This is a genomic window from Dactylosporangium salmoneum, assembly GCF_039532525.1.
Lineage (GTDB): Bacteria > Actinomycetota > Actinomycetes > Mycobacteriales > Micromonosporaceae > Dactylosporangium > Dactylosporangium salmoneum.
The window spans coordinates 1-17,014 of the sequence record NZ_BAAARV010000056.1; the positions used below are offsets into that span (position 1 = coordinate 1).

The 17,014-nt window shown below is 72.5% G+C and carries 18 protein-coding genes and 1 tRNA gene; 11 read left to right on the top strand and 8 right to left on the bottom strand.

The window, feature by feature from the left end; all coding sequences use genetic code 11:
- From ABD352_RS29570 to ABD352_RS29595, 6 genes are all read left to right on the top strand, one after another.
- A partial coding sequence (locus ABD352_RS29570; protein WP_344615790.1) for a 4'-phosphopantetheinyl transferase superfamily protein occupies positions 1–1,908 on the top strand: 1,908 nt, incomplete at its 5' end.
- A complete protein-coding gene (locus ABD352_RS29575; RefSeq protein ID WP_344615791.1) occupies positions 1,898–2,215 on the top strand; it encodes an acyl carrier protein in 318 nt (105 codons plus the stop codon). The genes ABD352_RS29570 and ABD352_RS29575, both read left to right, overlap by 11 nt.
- A complete protein-coding gene (locus ABD352_RS29580; protein WP_344615792.1) occupies positions 2,212–3,042 on the top strand; it encodes an alpha/beta fold hydrolase in 831 nt (276 codons plus the stop codon). Before ABD352_RS29575 ends, ABD352_RS29580 begins: the two co-directional genes overlap by 4 nt.
- Positions 3,043–3,050: 8 nt before the next feature.
- Positions 3,051–4,016, top strand: coding sequence for a sulfotransferase domain-containing protein (locus tag ABD352_RS29585; RefSeq protein WP_344615793.1), 966 nt, complete (start codon positions 3,051–3,053; stop codon positions 4,014–4,016).
- Entirely contained in the window at positions 4,013–4,744 is a 732-nt protein-coding gene (locus tag ABD352_RS29590) for an SDR family NAD(P)-dependent oxidoreductase (RefSeq protein WP_344615794.1), read from the top strand. Before ABD352_RS29585 ends, ABD352_RS29590 begins: the two co-directional genes overlap by 4 nt.
- A 5-nt stretch (positions 4,745–4,749) precedes the next feature.
- Positions 4,750–5,754 carry an alpha/beta hydrolase gene (locus ABD352_RS29595; protein ID WP_344615795.1) on the top strand — a complete coding sequence of 335 codons (1,005 nt, stop codon included), beginning with the start codon at positions 4,750–4,752 and terminating at the stop codon, positions 5,752–5,754.
- Here the strand turns inward: ABD352_RS29595 and ABD352_RS29600 are convergent.
- From ABD352_RS29600 to ABD352_RS29610, 3 genes are all read right to left on the bottom strand, one after another.
- Positions 5,651–7,549, bottom strand: coding sequence for a flavin-containing monooxygenase (locus ABD352_RS29600; RefSeq protein WP_344615796.1), 1,899 nt, complete (start codon positions 7,547–7,549; stop codon positions 5,651–5,653). The two genes, ABD352_RS29595 and ABD352_RS29600, sit on opposite strands and share 104 nt — an antisense overlap.
- 225 nt (positions 7,550–7,774) lie before the next feature.
- The gene (locus tag ABD352_RS29605) at positions 7,775–8,206 is read right to left on the bottom strand and encodes a Sec-independent protein translocase subunit TatB (RefSeq protein ID WP_344615797.1); all 432 of its coding nucleotides are present in this window, start codon (positions 8,204–8,206) and stop codon (positions 7,775–7,777) included.
- A gap of 92 nt (positions 8,207–8,298) precedes the next feature.
- On the bottom strand, positions 8,299–9,540 hold the full coding sequence (locus ABD352_RS29610) for an ROK family transcriptional regulator (protein WP_344615798.1): 1,242 nt from the start codon (positions 9,538–9,540) through the stop codon (positions 8,299–8,301).
- Positions 9,541–9,810: 270 nt separating this feature from the next.
- On the opposite strand from ABD352_RS29610, the gene ABD352_RS29615 reads away from it, so the two are divergent.
- From ABD352_RS29615 to tatC, 3 genes are all read left to right on the top strand, one after another.
- Entirely contained in the window at positions 9,811–10,839 is a 1,029-nt protein-coding gene (locus tag ABD352_RS29615; RefSeq protein ID WP_344615799.1) for a sugar phosphate isomerase/epimerase family protein, read from the top strand.
- A 77-nt stretch (positions 10,840–10,916) separates the two neighbouring features.
- Positions 10,917–11,183 carry a Sec-independent protein translocase subunit TatA gene (gene tatA / locus ABD352_RS29620; RefSeq protein WP_425553687.1) on the top strand — a complete coding sequence of 89 codons (267 nt, stop codon included), beginning with the start codon at positions 10,917–10,919 and terminating at the stop codon, positions 11,181–11,183.
- An 80-nt stretch (positions 11,184–11,263) separates the two neighbouring features.
- A complete protein-coding gene (tatC, locus tag ABD352_RS29625; protein ID WP_344615869.1) occupies positions 11,264–12,148 on the top strand; it encodes a twin-arginine translocase subunit TatC in 885 nt (294 codons plus the stop codon).
- A gap of 20 nt (positions 12,149–12,168) precedes the next feature.
- Here the strand turns inward: tatC and ABD352_RS29630 are convergent, their stop codons facing one another.
- Positions 12,169–12,624: a polysaccharide deacetylase family protein gene (locus ABD352_RS29630; protein WP_344615870.1), complete on the bottom strand. Its 456-nt coding sequence runs from the start codon at positions 12,622–12,624 to the stop codon at positions 12,169–12,171.
- A 65-nt stretch (positions 12,625–12,689) separates the two neighbouring features.
- Positions 12,690–13,277, bottom strand: a complete 588-nt coding sequence (locus ABD352_RS29635) for a MarR family winged helix-turn-helix transcriptional regulator (protein WP_344615800.1) — start codon at positions 13,275–13,277, stop codon at positions 12,690–12,692.
- A gap of 69 nt (positions 13,278–13,346) precedes the next feature.
- On the opposite strand from ABD352_RS29635, the gene ABD352_RS29640 reads away from it, so the two are divergent.
- Positions 13,347–14,114, top strand: a complete 768-nt coding sequence (locus ABD352_RS29640; protein ID WP_344615801.1) for an SDR family NAD(P)-dependent oxidoreductase — start codon at positions 13,347–13,349, stop codon at positions 14,112–14,114.
- The gene (locus tag ABD352_RS29645) at positions 14,111–14,815 is read left to right on the top strand and encodes a DUF4386 domain-containing protein (protein WP_344615802.1); all 705 of its coding nucleotides are present in this window, start codon (positions 14,111–14,113) and stop codon (positions 14,813–14,815) included. Before ABD352_RS29640 ends, ABD352_RS29645 begins: the two co-directional genes overlap by 4 nt.
- A gap of 223 nt (positions 14,816–15,038) precedes the next feature.
- Here the strand turns inward: ABD352_RS29645 and ABD352_RS29650 are convergent.
- From ABD352_RS29650 to ABD352_RS29660, 3 genes are all read right to left on the bottom strand, one after another.
- Positions 15,039–15,165 (bottom strand) — tRNA-OTHER (locus tag ABD352_RS29650).
- Between the two features lie 57 nt (positions 15,166–15,222).
- On the bottom strand, positions 15,223–15,876 hold the full coding sequence (locus ABD352_RS29655; protein ID WP_344615803.1) for a response regulator: 654 nt from the start codon (positions 15,874–15,876) through the stop codon (positions 15,223–15,225).
- The gene (locus ABD352_RS29660; protein ID WP_344615804.1) at positions 15,873–16,991 is read right to left on the bottom strand and encodes a sensor histidine kinase; all 1,119 of its coding nucleotides are present in this window, start codon (positions 16,989–16,991) and stop codon (positions 15,873–15,875) included. Before ABD352_RS29660 ends, ABD352_RS29655 begins: the two co-directional genes overlap by 4 nt.
- Positions 16,992–17,014 lie beyond the last annotated feature (23 nt).

Below are 17,014 nucleotides of genomic sequence, written 5' to 3' on the forward strand. Positions count from 1 at the left end.
GTGCGGCTCAACCTCGGCGTGCCGCTGGTCCGCCTCGGCGAAGGGGCCAGCGACCTGCTCGGCGTGCCGGCGCCCGCCGCGCAGGGCGACCGCGCCGTCGCGACGGCAGCGGTGGCGGCGTCTGCCGTCGTGCCGGCGCCCCGAACGCCGTCCACGCCGTCCACCTCGTCCACGCCGGCCCTGGCGGCGCTGAGCAAGCTCGCCGGCCAGTCGAGCGCCGCCGCCGAGCTGGCCTCCCTGCTGGGCGGCGCGAACAACGGCGGGAGCGGGCCCGGCACGCCGCCGGCGCCACCACCGCCGCCGGAGGTCCACCGCACGGTCCTGCGGGTCGCCCTGGACACGATGCCGTATCTGCTCGACCACTGCTTCTTCTCCCAGCCCGACGACTGGCCCGATCCACAGGACCGCTGGCCCGTGGTGCCGGCGACCACGGTCATGCAGCACATGATGGACGCGGCCCGGCAGGCGGTTCCCGGCGCGCGGGTGGTCGCCGTGCGCGACGCCCGGTTCAACCGCTGGTGCGTCGCCGCGCCGCCGCAGGACGTCGAGATCACCGTCAAACCCGCCGGACCAGGCAGGCTCTCGGTGATCTTCGGCGGCTACTCCCGCTCCACGGTCGAGGTGGCGCCCGACTACCCGGCCGAGCGCCCGGAGGTGTGGCGGCACGACCCGGCCACGGAACAGCCCCCGAAGATCAGCGCCGAGCAGATGTACGCCGAACGGTTCGTGTTCCACGGGCCCTCGTTCCGCGGCCTGACCGAGGTCCGCGCCATCGGTGACGCGCACGTCCGCGGCGTGCTGACCGCACCGCCACCGCCTGGCGCGCTGCTCGACAACGCGTCCCAGCTCATGGGCGACTGGCTGTTCACGACGCAGCCGTTCGGGGCGCTGCCGGTCGGGATCGGGCACGCGCGGTTCTTCGGTCCCGAGCCTGCCGCGGGTACCGCGGTCGACTGCGTCGTCCACATCCGCTCGGTCGGCGCCGAGCAGGTCGTCTTCGATGCGCAGCTCGCCGTCGACGGCCAGGTCTGGGCGCAGCTCGACGAGTGCGTCCACCGGCAGTTCGTCAGCCACCCGACCGCACGGGCCGCGGAGCGCTTCCCGGGGCGCAACGCGATGTCGCTGCGCCAGCCGGAGGGCTGGACCGTCGCCTTCGACCGCTGGCCCGACCTGGTCACCCGCGGGCTGGCCGCGCGCGGCATCCTCGGCGCCGCCGGCGCGGCCGAGTACGAGCGGCGGCCGCCGAAGGCGCGCAAGCAGTGGCTGCTCGGCCGGATCGCGGTCCAGGACGCCGTCCGCTTCCAGATGTGGGACGAGGGCCACACCGACGTGTACCCGATCGAGCTGTCGGTGCGCAACGACCCCAACGGGAGGCCCCGGGTCCACCCGCGCGCCGGCCGCGGCTACCGGGAGTACACCGTCTCGCTCGCCCACGTCGCGGAGATCGCGGTCGCGATCGCCAGGCCGAGCGCCCCGGGCACGCCACCCGAGGCTCCCGGCGTGGGCATCGACGTCGCCGAGGTCACCGACTCCACGGACAGCACCATCGCCTTCGTGATGTCCGACGCCGAGCGGCGGCTGCTGCTCGAGTCGGCGGCGGCGACCGGCGAGGACCGGCACGTGTGGTTCGCCCGCTTCTGGACCGCGAAGGAGGCCGCCGCCAAGGCGGAGGGCACCGGCCTGGCCGGCGATCCCAAGCGGTTCACCGTGGTGGAGGCCACGCCGGCGGGGCTCACCGTGGCGGTGGCCGGCCGCGTGTACCTGGTCGCCCATCGAGAGATCTCCAACCCCGAGGACCTGCCGCCGCGGCGTTACGTCGTCGGCTGGACGTGGGGACCGGAGCCCGTCAACCCAACCGGCCGCGCAGAGCGGCCCGAACCATCAGAAGGGACATCCCATGCCTGCTGACCGATCCGCGATTCTCGCCGAGGTCGCCGAGATGCTGTACGCGATCCGTGACCACTCCGGCGTCGACGGCGAGATCACGATGTCGACCACCTTCCAGGACGACCTGGAGATGGAGAGCATCGACGTGGTGTCGCTCGCCGGCCGCCTGCAGGCCCGGTTCGGCGACACCGTGAACTTCGCCCAGTTCATCGCCGGCCTCGACATGGACGCGGCCCGGCACCTGCGGGTCGGCCAGCTCGTCGAGCACATCGCCGCCTCGGTGGACAACGCGGACGCCGGCCCCGGCAGGGTGGGCACGCCCGCATGAGCACGGTGCTGGCCAACGGCCTGTCCGTCCACGTGGAGCGGCTCGCCCCGCCCGAACCGGCGTCCGGCGCGCAGCGCACCGCACCGACCGCGGTGCTGATCCACGGCCTGGCCCTGGACACCCTGGCCAGCTGGTACCTCACCCTGGCCGCTCCGCTCGCGGCCGCCGGCCTCGACGTGGTCATGTACGACCTGCGCGGGCACGGACACACCGAACGCCCGGCGGAGGGCTACGCGCTGGACGACTTCGTGGACGACCTGGCGGCGCTGCTGGCCGCGCTGGACGTCACCGGCCCGGTCGTCCTGCTGGGCAACTCGTTCGGCGGCACGATCGCGTTCGGCTACGCGGCGCGCCACCCCGAGCGGGTCGCCGCCATCGTCGCGGTCGAGGCCGTGCCGCCCATCGCGGCGTGGCGCGAGCGGATGCCGCGGTGGCTCGCCAACGCCGCCGCGTACCTGCCCGACGACACGCTCGCCGGGATCGACGGGCGCGGCGGCCTCGGCCGGCGGGCGCGGACCATTCGCGAGGTGATCACCGGCACCAGCCTCATGCGCGACGTGCCGGCCAGCCGGACACCGCCGGAGGAGGACATCGCCGCGATCGGATGCCCGGTCCTGTGCGTGTACGGCGGCATGGCAACCGTGGGCGAGCTCGCTCCCGACGTGCGCAGGGTGCTGCCGCAGGCCCGGATCGTCACCGTGCCCGGGCAGAGGCACACGGTCCTCGTCGACCAGCCGGACTGCGTCCGCGACATCGTCCTGCCCTGGCTGCTGCAATCCGGCGGCCTGCACTCCCACCATCACCAACTGGCCTGCATTGACCAATAGGGACATCCATGGATCCAGCAACCCACGACCACGCCATCATCATCAACACGGGCCGGTGCGGCTCGACGATGCTCTCCGACCTGATCGCCGAGCAGCCCGACACCCTGTCAGTCCAGGAGTTCCTCATGTGGGTGACGCCTGGGATCGCCGGGGAGAAGGTGCTCACCGGCCCGGCGTACTGGGCGGCCCTGAGCGCGCCCAGCACCCAGCTCGCCACCCTGTTCCGGACCGGCCTCGTGCCGTCCGAGGTGCGCTACCCGGCACACGGCCGCTGGGCCGGCAACCTCGCCGAGCTGCCGCAGATCCTCGCGACCACGCTGCCGAAGATCTCGGCCGACCCGGACCTCCTGTACGACATGCTCGCCGGGCTGGTGCCCGCGTTCCCGGAGCAGCCGCTGGCCCGGCACCACCGGATGTTCCTGGACCTGCTCACCTCGCTCGCCGGCCGGCGGCGCTGGGTCGAGCGCTCCGGCGGCTCCAGCAACATCGCGCCGTACCTGCTGAAGGACTTTCCCGACGCGAGGGTCGTCTACCTGACGCGTGACTGGGCGGACACCGCCCGGTCGATGAGCCGGCACTCCTGCTTCCAGCTCATGCAGCTGCGCGTGGAACTGGTCGGCCGGTACGGCCTCGACCCGTTCGAGATCGCCCCCGGCCAGCGGGTGCCGGCGGAGGTGGAGCGCTACCTGCCCGACCGGCTGACCGCCGAGACGCTGCGCGAACGCGGCGAGGACGTCCGGCGTTACCAGGGACTGTGCGCGTTTCTCGCCAGCCAGGCCGAGCAGGCCATCGTCGACGCGCGGCCGCGCCGCCTGCTGAGGATGGCGTACGAGGACATCATCGACGACCCGCTGCCGCAGCTCGAGCGGCTCGGCCGGTTCCTCGGCTTCGAGGACTGGCAGCCGTGGGCGCGCCGCGTGGTCGGATCGGTCAAGGCGCGCTCCGGCGCGCAGGAGATGGTGGTGGGAGCATGACGGACTTCGCGGACAAGGCCGCGCTCGTCACGGGGGCCGGCTCGGGCATCGGCGAGGCGTGCGCGACGATGCTGGCCGATCGTGGCGCCAGCGTCCTGGTCGCCGACGTGGACCTCGACGCGGCGACGCGCGTCGCCGAGGCCATCGGCAAGCCCGCCGTGGCGCACCGGGTCGACGTGCGCGATCCCAAGGCGTGCGAGGCGATGGTGGCCGCCGCGGTGGACGCGTTCGGCCGGCTCGACGTCGCCGTGAACAACGCCGGCATCGGCGGGCCGCGGGCCCTCACCGGGGAGTACCCGCTGGACGGCTGGGACGACGTGATCGCGGTCAACCTCGACGGGGTGTTCTACTCGATGCGGGCCGAGATCCCCGCCATGCTCGGCAACGGTGCCGGGTCCATCGTCAACGTGGCATCGGTCATGGGGTCGGTCGGCTTCCCGCGGTCGGTGGCCTACGTGGCGGCCAAGCACGGCGTCGTCGGCATGACCAAGACCGCCGCCCTGGAGTACGCCAGGCACGGCATCCGGGTCAACAGCGTCGGGCCGGGCTTCATCCAGGCGCCCATGCTGAGCAAGGAGGGCGCCGCCGGGGTGGCCTACCTGCACCCGTCGTGCCGCTTGGGCCGCACCGAGGAGGTCGCCGAGCTGATCGCGTTCCTCGCCTCCGACCGCGCGTCCAACACCACCGGCTCGTACTTCGCCACCGACGGCGGATACACGGCGCAGTGACGTCGATGCCGTACCCGGACATGGTCGTGCCGGACCTTCCGTCGCCGAACGCGGCGCTGGTGCGGCAGATGCTGCGGCACGCCGCCCTGCGCCGTCCGGGCACCCTCGCGCAGTGGCGGGTCGCCTACGAGCGGGCCGCCGAGGCGTTCGCGGCGGCGCCGGCCGATCTGGAGGTGGTACCGGTCGGGGCGGCTTCCGGGATCTGGATCCGCCGCCCCGCCGGGAACCGGCCCGTCCTGCTCTACCTGCACGGCGGCTTCTACTGCCTGGGCTCGGCCCGGACCCACCTGCACCTGGCGGGGCTACTGGCGGACGCCGCCGGGGCCGCCTGCCTGGTGCTGGACTACCGCCGAGGCCCCGAGGATCCGTTCCCGGCCGCGGTCGACGACGGCCTCGCCGCGCTCCGGGCGATCCGGGCCGCGGCGCCGGACAGCCCGCTCGTCGTCGCCGGGGACTCGGCCGGCGCCGGCCTGGCCCTGTCGGTGGCGATGCGCGTGCGCGACGACGGGAGCCGCCCGCCGGACCTGCTGGTGCTGCTGTCGCCGTGGACCGACCTGACCTGCTCCTCCCGCAGCCATCGGGAGCTGGCGGCGGCCGACCCGGTGCTGGCCACCGACGACCTCCGGGCAATGGCCGCCCGGTACGCCGGCGGCGCCGATCCGCGGCGGCCGGAGCTCTCGCCCCTCTTCGGCGACCTCGCCCGCCTGCCGCCGGTGCTGGTCCAGGCCGGCGGCCAGGAGGTGCTGCTCGACGACGCGATGGGGCTCGTCGACGGCATCCGGGCCGCCGGCGGGCGGGCCGTCCTGCACCACTGGCCGCACATGTTCCATGTCTGGCAGTGGTACCACCCGATCCTGCCCGAGGGCGTCCGTGCGCTGCGCGACGCCGGCGAGGTCATCCGGGCGGTCACGGCAGGTGCAGGTACTCCGCCGGATCGAACCGCCGGGTGCGCCGCCAGTACTCCTGCGGCGGGAACGGCCAGTTCTGCGCCGACCGGCCGGCGCGGTTGACGTACCAGCCGCCGGTCTTCGAGAAGCCCCAGGCGCGCTCGGCGTTGCCCGCGTCCACCTCGGCGTTGAAGGCGTCGCAGACCTCGCGGCGCACCTCGACCGCCCGGTGCGTCGCGCCGAGCAGGTGCCGCACCGCGTCGAGCAGGTAGGTGACGGCGCACTCGGACATGTGGATGATGCTGCCGCCGTGCCCCGCGAGGTTCGTGTTCGGCCCGTAGAGGCAGAACAGGTTCGGGAAGCCGGGCACGGTCAGGCCGAGATAGGCGCGGGCGTCGCCGTTCCAGGACCGGCGCAGGTCGGCGCCGCCGCGGCCGGTGACCGACATCGGCGCGAGGAACTCCGAGGCGGCGAAGCCGGTGCCGTAGACGATGACGTCGGCGGGGTGCTCGGCGCCGTCCGCGGTCCGGATGCCGCCCGGCGTGATCCGCTCGATCCGCTCGCCCACCAGCCGGACGTTGTCGCGCTTGAGCGTGGCGATCCATGCGCCGTTGTCGCGCAGGATCCGCTTGGCGCCGACCGGGTAGTCGGGGATCACCAGCGGCTCGAGGTCGGGGCGGCCGGCGAGCTGGCCCCGCATGTAGCCGCTCAGCGTCGCGCGCAGCGCCTCGTTCATCGCCGAGACGGCCCGCTCGGTGGGCGGGTAGTCCCGGTCGACGACCCAGCCCTCCAGCACGCGGTGCAGCCCCGGCGCGAGCAGCCAGAAGCGGTGCCAGGCGATGTAGTACGGCAGGTGCTCGTACAACCAGCGCAGCCCCTCGGCGACCGGGTGGTGGTAGTTCAGGGTCGGCCGCAGCCACGGCGGCGTGCGCTGGAAGATGCGCACCTCGCCGGCCGTCGTGGCGATCTCGGGGACGAACTGGATGGCGCTGGCGCCCGTGCCGACAACCGCGACCCGCCGTCCGGCCAGCTCGACGCTGTGATCCCACCGGGCGGAGTGGAACGCCGCGCCCGCGAACTCGTCGCGTCCCGGGATGCCGGGCAGGCAGGGCCGGTTGAGCTGCCCGACGGCCGTCACGAGCACGGTGCTGGTGACGGTGCGTTCGCCGTCGGGCGTGGCCAGGGTGAGCCGCCAGCGGCCCGCCGCCTCGTCCCAGACGGCCGCGCGGACCTCGGTGTCGAACTGGATGCGCTCGTAGAGGCCGTGCTGCTTGGCGAACTCGGTGAAGTACTGCCGCAGGCTCTCGTGGGTGCTGAAGTGGTACGGCCAGTCGGTGCGCTGCGCGAAGGAGTAGCTGTACAGCTGGCTGGCGACGTCGACCCGGCAGCCCGGGTACGTGTTGTCGAACCAGGTGCCGCCGACGTCGCCGTTCTTCTCGTACACGGTGACGGGCACCCCGGCCTGGGTCAGCCGGTGCGCGGCGAGCAGCCCGCTCATCCCGGCGCCGACGACGGCGACCTCGACGTCCGGCGCGCCGGGCAGGTCGTCGCGGCTCCAGCCGGGCGCCCTGGGATCCGCGCCGGGCAGCACGATCTCCTCGGCCAGCATCGGTGCCAGGTCGGCCGTGTCCACGCCCAGGGCCCAGCCGGTGATCCGGCGCAGCGTCGGCGCGTCCGGCGGCGGCAGCGGGGCCCCGTCGCCCAGCCGGGCGAGCACGCCGGCCGCGAGCGTGCGCGCCTCCTCCCGCTGCCGGGCGGTGAGCCCGCCCTGGGGCAGGAACAGCCAGCCGTCGGTGCGGAGGTCGTCGCGCAGGATCGAGGTGTCGCCGGTCAGGTGCGCCACCGTCATCAGGAGCGCGGGAACCTCGGCGTCGCGGAGGTGACGGCGCAGTTGAGCGTCGTCGGCATGCATCGTCATCGCAGATGTCTCCGGTAGATCGGCGCAGCCGGCGGCGGATCTGTTGTCCGATGTGGACATCCGCTCGCGGCAAGGACATCGCCGAGCACCGTCGTTCCGCCCGTCCGCGCGCTGTCACAGCGCCTGCGCCCGCGGTGCGCGCCGATCGTAACACCCTGGTCGCGCCGTCCGCGGGCAAAGACCGGACCCTCGAAGCCGCCTCGTTCGCGCCGGGTCCGGGCAACCTCAGGTGACGTCGTCCAGTGAGACGCGGGGGACCGGCTGTGCGGCGGGGGCCGGGGCAGGGGTCGGAGTGGTTCCCGGCGCGGTGACCGACTTCGCGGCCGATGCGGCCGACTCGGCGTCGCGCTTCACCTGGTCGGCGACGCCGCGCACGTCGTCGTAGATGCCCTGCAGCGGCTTGCGCAGCGCGGCCTCGTCCTCCTCGCTCAGCAGGTGCTTGCGCACGAAGTTCTTCGGGTTCAGATCCTCGAGCTGAATGTCGGTGCCCAGCTCCTTGCTCAGGTCGCCGGTCGCGTTGCGGGCCATCTGGCGGACCTGGCGCAGCATCTTCACGCCGTCGCTGATCGCCTTCGGGAGCTTGTCGGGGCCGAAGATGAACAGCCCGACCAGGATGATCACGACGAACTCCCAGCCGCCGAGGTTGTCCAAGCCCATGTGCCGGCCCCTTCCCTTGCTCTTGCTAGCTGCTCTCGCTAGCGCGCTGATGTGTGCAACGGGCCTCGCCGGACCGCTGGCGGTGCTCGGGTTCAGGCGCCGGCGAGCGCCTCGTCGATGCGATCGGCGGCGAGGGCGTGCTGGATGACCATCGTCGCCGCGCCGATGACGCCGGCTTGCGGGCCGGTCGTCGCGGGCACGATCTGCAGGCGGGCGGTGGCGAGCGGGAGCGAGCGGCCGTACACGACCTCCCGCACCCCGGCGATGAGACTCTCGCCGGCCTGGGCCAGTGAACCACCGATGACGACGAGCTCGGGGTTGAGCAGGCTCACGCACGTCGCGAGGACTTCGCCGATCGTGCGCCCAGCCTGACGTACCGCCTGCGCGGCAGCGATGTTGCCACCGCAGACGAGCGCGACGACATCGCTGTTCGTCGTTGCCGGCACCCCGGCCGCGGCGAGGTGCCCGACGATCGCGCGGCCACTCGCGACGGCCTCGAGGCATCCGGTGTTGCCGCAGGTGCACATGACGTCGGGGGCGTGGGGGGCCGCCACGTGGCCGAGGTCGCCGGCGGCGCCGACCGCGCCCCGCAGCAGGCGGCGGCCACTGATGATCCCGGCGCCGATGCCGGTGGCGACCTTGACGAACAGGAGGTGGTCGAGCTCGGGGTGGGCCATCACGTGCTCGCCGAGCGCCATGATGTTGACGTCGTTGTCGACGAGGACCGGCACGTCCCAATGGCGCCGCAGGTGTCCGGGCACGTCGAAGCCGTCCCACCCCGGCATGATGGGCGGGCGCATCGGCCTGCCGCTGGAGTGCTCGACCGGGCCGGGCAGGCCGATCCCGATGCCGACGAGGTCCTCGACGTCCCGGGCCGCCTCGTCGAGCAGCCGCCGGGTCGTCGCGACGACCCAGTCGAGGACCGTGATCGGGCCCGCCGAGATGTCGACGTGCTCGGCGACCTCGGACAGGGGGCGGCCGGTGAGATCGGTGAGCGCGACACGACCGTGGGTCGCCCCGAGGTCGACGCCGACGACGACCCGAGCCTTCGGGTTGAACGCGAACCTGGTCGGAGGGCGGCCGCCGGTCGAGGCCGCCTCGCCCGAGGGGGCGAGCAGGCCGCTGGCGAGCAGGGCGTCGACGCGGAGGCTGACGGTGGACCGGGCCAGCCCGGTGAGTCTGGACAGCTCGGCGCGGGTCCGGGGCTGCCCGTCGCGAAGGAACTGCAGGAGTTCCCCGGCACCGGGAGCCCCGGACCCGGGCCCGGTGTGCTCGCCAGTGGCCGCCGCGCCGCGATGAGCCGACGCACGTGGCGGGGGTGGGGGCTGGGGCATGGTCGAAGTGAATCATATGACGGCGCAAGAGGCGATCCCGTTGCCCTGCAGGCAACTTCTGCTTGACGGCCGACCAACGGCCAGGCTTTATGCCGCCAATCAGACAACTTATGCATCCGGATCACGGACTTCTGTCTGACTCTTGTCAAATGTTCCGCCGCCGCCCTAGGGTCGTCAATGCGCGGCCATCGAGGAGCCCCCGCCCTTACACCCCCCTCCGTCCGCTACCGCGGCGGACGCTGGGCCGCGCGAACACCCGAAGGAGGACCAATGGAAAACAAGCTGAGTCGCCGCGCCATGCTCGGCGCCGGCGCCGGCGTGCTGGCCGCGGGAGCGGTCGCCGCCGCTGCGAGCCCAGCCTCCGCCCTTGCACCCTCGTCGGCGGGCCAGCCCGCAGGCGGGCCGAACGTGATCCCGGCCGACCGCGTCGGCCTGCAGATCTTCACCGTCCGCCAGCTGATCGGCAGCGACTACAAGAACCTCGAGCTGTCCCTGGAGGCGGTCCACGACGCCGGCGTCCGGGAGCTCGAGCTCGCCGGCGACTACTACGCCAAGACGACGGCCCAGCTCAAGTCCATCGTCGAGTCCTACGGGCTCCGCATCGTCAGCAACCACTTCGGCCCGCGCGCGCTCAACCTCCCGAACCCGTGGATGAGCTACGAGGGCCGGATGCAGATCTTCCAGGACGCCCAGACGCTGGGCAGGTTCCCGTACGTCGGGACCGGCAGCCAGATCGGCTTCCCCGGTCCCGGCGCCGGCGACTACACCAAAGACGGTTTCAAGGCCATGGCCGAGGCGTTCAACCAGTGCGGCGAGCACGCCGTCTCGCAGGGCTTCGGCGGCTTCTTCTACCACAACCACGACCGCGAGTTCATGCTCGACAACGGCGTCCCGCTGTACAACGTCCTGCTCGAGAACACCGACCCCCGGTACGTGAAGTTCGAGGTCGACCTGGGCTGGGTCTCGGTCGCCGGCGAGGACCCGTACTGGTGGATCAAGAACCACGGGGACCGCTTCGTCGCGTTCCACATCAAGGACATCAAGTGGGACCCGAACGGTAACCGCACGGCGGCCGCCGGCACCCGGGCGGGTGGCAAGAAGTTCCGGTTCGCCGACGCCGGCAAGGGCGACGTCGACTGGACCCGCGCGCTGTCCGCGATCAAGGACCTCCGGGACTACCGGTTCTTCCTGGAGCACGACGACGCCGGCGACCTGACGCTCAACCCGCCCGGGTCCGCGAACACGGTCTGGCGGGGCTGCAGCACCCTGGAGCGCATCAACACTTCCGGTCGCAAGTAAGCAACAGCCATACCGATCCTGGGGTCCCACTCCGGCATGGGTGGGACCCCAGGCAATTTTCAGTGAGGTGGCTTCACATGGGTGCAGTTAGGCCGTGGCACATCATCGTCCTGGCGGTGGTACTGATCCTGCTGTTCGGCGCCAAGCGTCTTCCGGACGCGGCGCGCTCGCTCGGCCGCTCGATGCGGATCATCAAGGCCGAGACGAAGGGCCTCGCGGACGAGGACGCCGACGCCAAGGCCGAGGCGCAGCCGGGCCGGGCGCCGCTCAGCGGCCAGATCGTCGACGACCAGCCGTCGCCGAAGCCGCAGGCGGACCTGGTCGATCACGCCCGTGAGCGCTGAGGCGCGCTCGGGTCGTGAGCGTCCTCGCCCGGCGGCGTGACAAGCAGCCGTCGAACATCCAGCACGCCGCAGATGGCTCCATGGCCCTCATGGAGCATCTGCGGGAACTGCGCACGAGGCTCTTCCGGGCATCCGTCGCGATCGTCCTCGGCCTGATCGTCGGGTACCTGCTGCACACCTGGGTCCTGAAGATCCTCCAGGACCCGTACTGCCAGATCTCGCTGAAGAACGCGACCGCGGCGAACAACGGCGTCCTGCCCCAGGGCTGGCGGTGCGAGTTCGTGGCCCTCAAGGTCACCGACCCGCTGCTGCTGACGCTGAAGATCTCGCTGTGGTCTGGCCTGATCGTCTCGTCGCCGTTCTGGATGTACCAGCTGTGGGCCTTCGTCGCCCCGGGCCTGCACCGCAGCGAGCGCCGGTGGGCCTACGTGTTCGCCGGTCTCGCCGCGCCGCTGTTCGCGGCCGGCGCGGTGCTCGCGTTCATCGTGGTCTCGAAGGGCCTCGAGTTCCTCATCGGCTTCATCAACCCGAACACGTCGATCATGCTCGAGGCGATGGCGTACGTCGACTTCGTCACCGGCATGATGCTGGTGTTCGGCGTGGCCTTCGAGTTCCCGCTGGGGATCATGCTGGCCAACATCGCGGGCATCGCCAGCGGCAAGCGCCTGCTGGGCTGGTGGCGCATCGCGGTCTTCATCTTCTTCGTCTTCGCCGCCATCGCCACCCCGACGGCCGACCCGTTCGGCATGACGTTCCTGGCGCTGTGCATGTCGCTGCTGTACTTCGGGGCAGTGGCCTTCGCGCTGGTCAACGACAAGCGACGGGGCCGCAACCGCCCGTCCTACGCGAACATCGGCGACGACGAGACCTCCGCTCTGGACGACTACGACGTGGAGCCGGTCGAGGCGGCGGCCCCGGTGGCCGCGCCGACGCCGCTGGAGCGCCGCTTCGACGACATCACCTGACGCGCGGCGACAGATCAGGATTAGTAGTCCTCCAGCCGCGCGGGCGTCAGGCCGGCCCGTTTGATGCCCTGGAGCGCGGCGATGAAGTCCTCGACGAACTGGTCGCGGAAGTGCATGAGGATGATCGCGGCCTTCATCCCGCAGTCGCGCACGGCGCGCAGCGTCGTCGTGTCCTTCTCGCCGAACGGCGGCCGGAACAGCACCGGCCGCCGGCCGTAGAGCTCGCCGAGCCGGTCGGCCGAGCCGCAGATCTCCCGCCGCTGCGCGTCGTACGACAGACCGGACAGCTTGGTGTGCGTGATCGTGTGCGCCTCGATCACGGCGCCGAGGTTCTGCAGCGTCCGGAAGTACTCGGGGTTGTCGCTGATCGCGTTGATCGTCCGCCACGAGGGGCGTGGCCAGCAACAACGCGGCCGCCAGCAGGCGAATCCAGCGCACCTTGGCGGCGGGGACCAACCTGCGCCGAGCGTAACCAGAGGCGAGCGTGCCGCGAGCCGATGTCGGGGCGAGACCGAGGGCGAGCGGCGGCCCGTCGTCGGCCCTACCGTTCCCGGGGATTGGGTCCGTCGGCCGGTCCGGTCCGGCTGCGTGGCCCGGCCGTGCGCCGTGGGCCGTCTGCCGCAACGGCACCGTCCTCGGCGTTGGGTCTGCGGCGCGCACCCAGGTGGCGGAATCCGGGGTGCACCCCCGGCGTGAGCCCCTGCTGTTCGGCGATGCGCTGCAGCATGCCGGCGAGCTGGACGCGCTCCTCGCCGTTCAGCGCTGCGCAGATGTCGTCGTCGTGGGCGGAGGCGATGGTGCGCATCTCCATCATCAACTGCTCTCCCTCGGCGGTGAGATGCAGGGCGTGGTGGCGGCGGTCCGTCTCGCCGGGTCGCCGCTCGACGAGCCCCTTGTGGTCGAGGTTGTCGACCAGGGCGACGACGCGGCTCGGCACGACCCCGAGGTCGACCGCCACCGACTGCTGGCTGCGCCCGGGCTGCGCCGCGATCATGCGCAGCAACCCGACGTCAGGCGGTGTCAGCCCGAGCTGCTGAACCCGTTGCGCGAACCGCTCGGCCGCGTGCGCGCCGATCTGGGCGAGCAGGAAGGCCGCTCCCCTCGGGGTGGGTTGCCGGCGTGAACTCATGGCGCTATGGTACTCGAAGCTGAACGATTCACTCAACAGAACTATTCGATCGAGAGAACGGATGGCACCATGAACTGCACCAGTCATCCCGATCTGGCGGGCAAGGTCGCGCTCGTGACCGGCGGCTCGCGGGGAATCGGCGCCGCCACCTGCGATGCCCTGGCCGCCAACGGCGTCAGCGTCGCGGTCAACGGGCGTGACACGGACGCGGTCGACCGCGTCGTGCGGCGCATCAACGACGATGGGGGCAGGGCGATGGCCGTGCCGGGCGACGTCACCGACGTCGACGTCGTGCGGCGGATCTGCGCGGACGTCGAGGCCGGCTTCGGGCCGATCGACATCCTCGCGCCCTTCGCCGGCGGCCAAGGCCAGCCCGTGCCGACCCAGGAGCTCGACGCCGACCGCTGGCGTTCGACGCTGGAGTCGGATCTGACGTCGGTGTTCCTCGCCGTGCGCGAGGTGCTAACCGGCATGATCGAACGGCGCAGCGGCGCGATCATCACCATGGCGTCGGCCGCGGGCCGGCACCCCAGCCGCGCCAGCGCCGCCTACGCGGCGGCCAAGGCCGGCGTGGTCATGTTCACCAAGCACCTCGCCAACGAGGTCGGCCGGCACGGCATCCGGGTCAACTGCCTGGCGCCCTCCGCGGTGCTCAACGACCGCATGCAACAGTTCATGACGGCGGAGCAGCTCGACGAGCTTGCCGGGTCCTTCCCGCTCGGCCGCATCGGCCGGCCGGAGGACGTCGCCGAGGCCGTGCTCTTCCTGGCGTCGGGCTCGGCGTCCTGGATCACGGGCGTGACGCTCGACCTGACCGGCGGGCGGGTGATCGTATGACCAGCGTCGCCAGCACCGAGACCCGGCGTCGACCCGCGCAGGGCGGCCCACCGCTGGGCATCCTCGCGGTGGTGTTCACCGGGCTGTTCCTCGCCGGACTGATCCTCGGCACCGTGCTTGCCGACGGCAAGCCATATCCCTCGCCGTTCGGCGCGACGCCCGACATCCTGGCGTACTTCCGTGACCACCGCCTCGCGGTCCAGATCGGCGGTGCGCTGCAGTTCGGCGCCGCGATCCCGCTGGCGATCTACGCCGCGACGGCCTCGGCCCGCCTGCACCAGCTCGGCATCCGGGCGCCCGGGGCCACCATCGCGCTCGTCGGTGGCATCCTGTCGTCGGGCTTCCTGGCACTGTCCGGGCTGCTCGCCTGGACCCTGTCGCGGCAGGAGGTGCTCGACGAACCGGCGTTGGTGCGCGGACTGCAATACCTCAACTTCGCGGCCGGCGGACCGGGCCACGTCGTCCCGCTGGGTCTGCTGATCGCCGGCGTGGCCGTTCCGGGCCTGCTCGCGCGGCTGCTGCCGGCCTGGCTCGCGTGGACCGGTCTGGTCATCGCGGCAGTTGCCGAGGTGGCCACGCTGGCGCTGCTGGTCGACAACGCCGCCTACCTGCTGCCGGTCGCTCGCTTCACCGGGCTGGCCTGGCTGATCATCGTCGGCTTCCGGCTCCCGCTGCAACGAGCCCGCGCGAACGATGCCTGAGCGCGAAGCCTCATGATCGTGGAGGACCCGGCTCCGGCCGGCGCGGCGGTTGAGGTAAGAACGGCGGAAGTGACGTGAGCCCGCCGGGAGGATGAGGCGATGGCTCGTCCGGCTTCGGCACAGGGCACTGTTGCCCGCCGAGCACACGGCGATCTGGCCGCGCAGCGGCCAGGGGGTGCGGGGTGGGACCCCCCCGCCGCGCCGAAGCCGCAGAAGCACAGCGTGGGCCGCCGGGGACTTGAACCCCGAACCCTTCGGTCCAAAAGGAGAAGGAAGCGCCTCCATGCCCGCGCAGGCGGAGAGCGGACGCGCTACGCAGCCGAATGCTCTACCAGTTGAGCTAGCGACCCAGGCGCCGATCATCGCACGGGCCGATTCGGCCGGGCGATCGAGTTTGCGGGTCGTGGTCAGACGGTGACCAGACCTGACTCGTAGGCGAAGACGACCAGCTGGGCGCGGTCCCGTGCGTGGAGTTTGGTCATGGCGCGGCTGACGTGGGTCTTGGCGGTGGCCAGGCTGATGACCATCTGCTCGGCGATCTCGTCGTTGGACAGGCCCCTCGCGGCCAGGGCGACCACCTCGCGCTCGCGGTTGGTCAGGGCGGCCAGGGCGCCGGCCTGGGGGCCTCGCGGGGGGCGGGAGACGAACTCGCCGATCAGGCGGCGGGTGATGGCGGGGGAGAGCAGGGCGTCGCCGCGGGCCGCGACCCGCACGCCGTGCAGGAGGTCGGCCGGTTCCGTGTCCTTGACCATGAAGCCGGCGGCGCCGGCGCGCAGGGCGGCGTAGACGTACTCGTCCAGGCCGTAGTTGGTCAGGATCACCACGTGGACCGCGGCCAGGGCCGGGTCGCCGGCGATGCGGCGGGTGGCCTCGATGCCGTCGACGCCGGGCATCTGGATGTCGACGAGGGCCACGTCCGGGTGGTGGGCGGCGGCGAGGGTCACGGCCTGGTCGCCGTCGGCGGCCTCGGCGACGACCTCGATGTCGTCCTCGGCGCTGAGCAGGGCGCGGAAGCCGGCGCGGATGAGCGCCTGGTCATCGGCCAGCAGCACGCGGATCATGCGGCGACCCCCAAGGGAAGCTCGGCTCGGACGCGGAAGCCGCCCGAGGTGCTGGGGCCGGCGTGCAGGTGGCCGCCGAGGGCGGTCACGCGCTCGCGCATGCCGGTGAGGCCCACGCCCGGGGTGTGTGCGGCAGCGCCCCGGCCGTCGTCGTCGATGCTCACCGTCAGGGCCGACTCGCCGTAGTGGATGGAGACGGCGGCGGTGGCCGGGCCGGCGTGGCGGGCCACGTTGGTCAGGGCCTCCTGCACGATGCGGTAGGCGGCGCCGTCCACCTCGGAGGGCAGGTCGCGGCGCGGGCCCTCGATGCGGACCGTCACCGGGACGCCGGCCTGGCGGGCGCCGTCGACCAGCAGGTCGAGACGGTCCAGGCCGTTGCAGGTCTCGTCGGTGCGCAGGACCTCCAGCGTGTTGCGCAGCTCGCGCATCGCGTCGGTGCTGGCCTGCTGGATGGCGACGAGCGAGTCGGGCATCTCGTCGCCTCGTTTCCTGGCCAGGTGTACGGCCACGCCGGCCTGGACCTTGATGATGGAGATGCTGTGGGTCAGGGAGTCGTGCAGCTCGCGGGCGATGCGCAGGCGCTCCTCGTCGGCCCGGCGGCGGGCCGTCTCCTCGCGGGTGCGCTCGGCCTCGGCGGCGCGCTGTTCGACCTCGGCGAGGTAGGCGCGGTGGTGGCGGGTCATCTCGGCCATGGCGCTGGCGGCGACCATCCAGCCGATGAGCAGGAACCAGCGCTGGACGACGTCGGGCGGGTGGGCGCCGGTGCTCAGCAGCTCGCCGGCCACGCCGACGACGAGGATGGTCAGGACCGTGACGGCGGCGACGGGGCGGGCGCCCTGGCTGACGACGTAGTGGAGGGCGACCAGCACCGGCAGGGCGGGGCCCACGCCCGGGAAGCCCAGGAGGAGGTACGCCAGCAGGCACCCGGCGGCCGCGAACACCACCGCCCGCGGGTACCGGCGGCGCACCGCCAGCAGCAGCCCGGCGGCGATCAGCAGGGCCACGCCCCGGCCGTCCAGGGCGGTGCGGGCCGGCGGGGCGGTCATCGCGCCGGCGACCGCCACCACGGCGACCACCGCCCCCAGCCCAACGTCCCGCCATGCCCGCGCGTTCATGGTTCGACGGTAGGCGATCGGGC

What these genes read in the sequence shown, in the direction of transcription:
- ABD352_RS29595 (WP_344615795.1), top strand. Translation starts at nt 4,750, where the DNA reads ATGCCGTACCCGGACATGGTCGTGCCGGACCTTCCGTCGCCGAACGCG.
- ABD352_RS29600 (WP_344615796.1), bottom strand. Translation starts at nt 7,549, where the DNA reads ATGACGATGCATGCCGACGACGCTCAACTGCGCCGTCACCTCCGCGAC.
- ABD352_RS29605 (WP_344615797.1), bottom strand. Translation starts at nt 8,206, where the DNA reads ATGGGCTTGGACAACCTCGGCGGCTGGGAGTTCGTCGTGATCATCCTG.
- ABD352_RS29575 (WP_344615791.1), top strand. Translation starts at nt 1,898, where the DNA reads ATGCCTGCTGACCGATCCGCGATTCTCGCCGAGGTCGCCGAGATGCTG.
- ABD352_RS29660 (WP_344615804.1), bottom strand. Translation starts at nt 16,991, where the DNA reads ATGAACGCGCGGGCATGGCGGGACGTTGGGCTGGGGGCGGTGGTCGCC.
- ABD352_RS29610 (WP_344615798.1), bottom strand. Translation starts at nt 9,540, where the DNA reads ATGCCCCAGCCCCCACCCCCGCCACGTGCGTCGGCTCATCGCGGCGCG.
- ABD352_RS29640 (WP_344615801.1), top strand. Translation starts at nt 13,347, where the DNA reads ATGAACTGCACCAGTCATCCCGATCTGGCGGGCAAGGTCGCGCTCGTG.
- ABD352_RS29635 (WP_344615800.1), bottom strand. Translation starts at nt 13,277, where the DNA reads ATGAGTTCACGCCGGCAACCCACCCCGAGGGGAGCGGCCTTCCTGCTC.
- tatC (WP_344615869.1), top strand. Translation starts at nt 11,264, where the DNA reads ATGGCCCTCATGGAGCATCTGCGGGAACTGCGCACGAGGCTCTTCCGG.
- ABD352_RS29590 (WP_344615794.1), top strand. Translation starts at nt 4,013, where the DNA reads ATGACGGACTTCGCGGACAAGGCCGCGCTCGTCACGGGGGCCGGCTCG.
- ABD352_RS29655 (WP_344615803.1), bottom strand. Translation starts at nt 15,876, where the DNA reads ATGATCCGCGTGCTGCTGGCCGATGACCAGGCGCTCATCCGCGCCGGC.
- ABD352_RS29580 (WP_344615792.1), top strand. Translation starts at nt 2,212, where the DNA reads ATGAGCACGGTGCTGGCCAACGGCCTGTCCGTCCACGTGGAGCGGCTC.
- ABD352_RS29645 (WP_344615802.1), top strand. Translation starts at nt 14,111, where the DNA reads ATGACCAGCGTCGCCAGCACCGAGACCCGGCGTCGACCCGCGCAGGGC.
- ABD352_RS29585 (WP_344615793.1), top strand. Translation starts at nt 3,051, where the DNA reads ATGGATCCAGCAACCCACGACCACGCCATCATCATCAACACGGGCCGG.
- tatA (WP_425553687.1), top strand. Translation starts at nt 10,917, where the DNA reads ATGGGTGCAGTTAGGCCGTGGCACATCATCGTCCTGGCGGTGGTACTG.
- ABD352_RS29615 (WP_344615799.1), top strand. Translation starts at nt 9,811, where the DNA reads ATGGAAAACAAGCTGAGTCGCCGCGCCATGCTCGGCGCCGGCGCCGGC.